The organism is Lentzea kristufekii (assembly GCF_033949925.1).
GTDB classification, from domain to species: domain Bacteria; phylum Actinomycetota; class Actinomycetes; order Mycobacteriales; family Pseudonocardiaceae; genus Lentzea; species Lentzea kristufekii.
In genome coordinates this window covers 1-1,997 of the sequence record NZ_JAXAVV010000069.1, presented here as the reverse complement: position 1 = coordinate 1,997, position 1,997 = coordinate 1, and the positions used below count along the sequence as shown (strand labels likewise).

Sequence of the window (1,997 nt, the reverse complement as noted above, 5' to 3'; positions counted from 1 at the left end):
CGCCACCACGACCCGGCCAACCCAATCCCAGGGCCGGGCCACAGGTTCGAACGTCGCCAGCGAGTCTTCGGCGGCTTGATTAACGAGTATGAACCCGCGGCGGCCTGAGGCACAGGTCAGACCACCAGGCCTAGTTTTGGCACCCCCACAGGGTGATCAACGAGTATCGGTATGCCGTTTGAGCTGCAGCGATGCTTTTCGAGCGCCACACCTTGGACTCCGCGGTCTACGCGATCCCGCAGGACACGGCTCCGCTCGCGTCCTACTACCGCGAGGACGTGGTGTCGAATGTGGCGTTCGAATTTCGACTCGACTGTGTACGTACACAAGAAGTGGTTAAGATGGCCTTGAAACGATCACCCGTTTGCGGTTCTATCAGAGCAAATAGTTAAGTGAAGGTCTGTGCACGTTCACAGTCTGTGTGGTCTCGCTTCGAGTTCTCTTCACCGCCCCTGCCGAGGAAGAGGTGCTGCACCATGCCCCAAATTCAGCTGACCCCGACAGATCCGCTGGCCCGCCGCTCCTCGCGTGGCCTGGTGCGAAGAACAACTCGGTGATGACGCGCAAGGTCATCCCGTGGATGAAGATCTTCCTCGACCAGGACAAGCGCTATCAGAAGTTCCTGTGCCCGTTGCTGGACAACACCGGCATCCGCACCTACCGCGCCAGTTGCCCGCTCGTTCCCACGAAGGGAAGTTCGCGATGACCGGAATCTCCCGCCGCAGCCTCATGATCGGCGCGGCCGCGGGGGCAGGCGCCCTCGCTCTCGGCACCACCTCGCAGGCGTCCGCGGCGACGTTCGTCAAGGGCGCGGACATCAGCTGGATGCCGCAGATGGAAGCCAACGGCTACTACTGGCTCAACAAGTCCGGCGTCCGCCAAGACCTGTTCACCATCCTCAAGAGCTACGGCCTCACCGCGATCAGCCTGCGCACCTGGGTGAACCCTTCCAACAGCCCGGCCAACGGACACTGCAGCATCCAGGAAACCGTGAAGATGGCGCAGCGCTGCCGCGACGCCGGAATGCAGGTACTGCTCGGCTTCCACTTCGGCGACACGTGGAACTCCGTCGGCGTGCAGAAACCACCCAAGGCGTGGGCGAACATGAGCTACCCGCAGATGCGCGACGCCCTGCGCCGCTACGTCGACGACTCGTTGAAGCTGCTCAAGGCGGGCGGTGTGACGCCGGGCTGGGTGAAGATCGGCAACGAGCAGAACAGCGGCATCTGTTCCCCTGTCGGCAGTGTGAGCAAACCGTCGCAGATGACCGGTCTGCTCAACGCCGCCTACGACGTGTCCAAACAGGTCTTCCCGGCCACGCCGGTCATGGTCCACCTCGCGCAGCCGCAGAAGATGGACAGCATCCAACGGTTCTTCAACGCCTACCGCGGCAACGGCGGCAAGTGGGACATCACCGGCCTCTCGTCCTACGCCCAGGGCAGCAACGTGGCACCGATCATCGGCAACATGCGGACCATCCAGTCCACCTACGGCAAGCCGATCATGCACGTCGAGTACGGCGGGCCGATCGGCAACCCGAACCAGGTCCGCGACGGGCTGAAGCAGTTCATCACCGGCACCAAGGCCTTCGGCGGCCTCGGCACCTTCTTCTGGGAACCAGAGGGCTACTCGCCCTTCAGCGGCTACGACATGACCGCCTGGGAGAGCAACCGTCGCCCCACCGCCGCAATGGACGGCTTCCTCAACGTGTGACAGGAGAACCAGTGTCTCTCAATCGTCTGGCGTTCCTCACTGCCGTGCTGAGCGTGGCCGTGCTGGTCCCCGTGCCCGTGGTGGCAGCCGCGGCGGCGTTGCCGCCGCAGTGCTCGGGCACCGCGCCGATCAAGTGCAGTTTCAACGTCGCTCCCGGCAACTACGACGTCACCGTCGAACTGGGCAGCACCTCCAAGGCGGCGAACACGTCGATGTCGGTGGAGGCCAGCAGGCAGGTCCTCAACGCCGTTCCCACGACGTCCGGCCAAGTCGTCCGCACCACG

Annotated in this window: 2 protein-coding genes and 1 pseudogene; all 3 read left to right on the top strand. The window is 63.7% G+C overall.

The window, feature by feature from the left end; all coding sequences use genetic code 11:
* The first annotated feature begins 421 nt into the window (after positions 1 to 421).
* A complete protein-coding gene (locus SK571_RS46550) occupies positions 422 to 706 on the top strand; it encodes a poly(ethylene terephthalate) hydrolase family protein (protein WP_454780195.1) in 285 nt (94 codons plus the stop codon).
* Positions 703 to 1,713 carry a glycosyl hydrolase 53 family protein gene (locus SK571_RS46040; protein WP_319990411.1) on the top strand — a complete coding sequence of 337 codons (1,011 nt, stop codon included), beginning with the start codon at positions 703 to 705 and terminating at the stop codon, positions 1,711 to 1,713. Before SK571_RS46550 ends, SK571_RS46040 begins: the two co-directional genes overlap by 4 nt.
* 11 nt (positions 1,714 to 1,724) lie before the next feature.
* A pseudogene (locus tag SK571_RS46035) lies at positions 1,725 to 1,997 on the top strand (rhamnogalacturonan acetylesterase); the annotation flags it as partial.

Bases quoted from the DNA above. Each gene is read 5' to 3' on its own strand.
- SK571_RS46040 (WP_319990411.1), top strand. From the start codon at position 703: ATGACCGGAATCTCCCGCCGCAGCCTCATGATCGGCGCGGCCGCGGGG.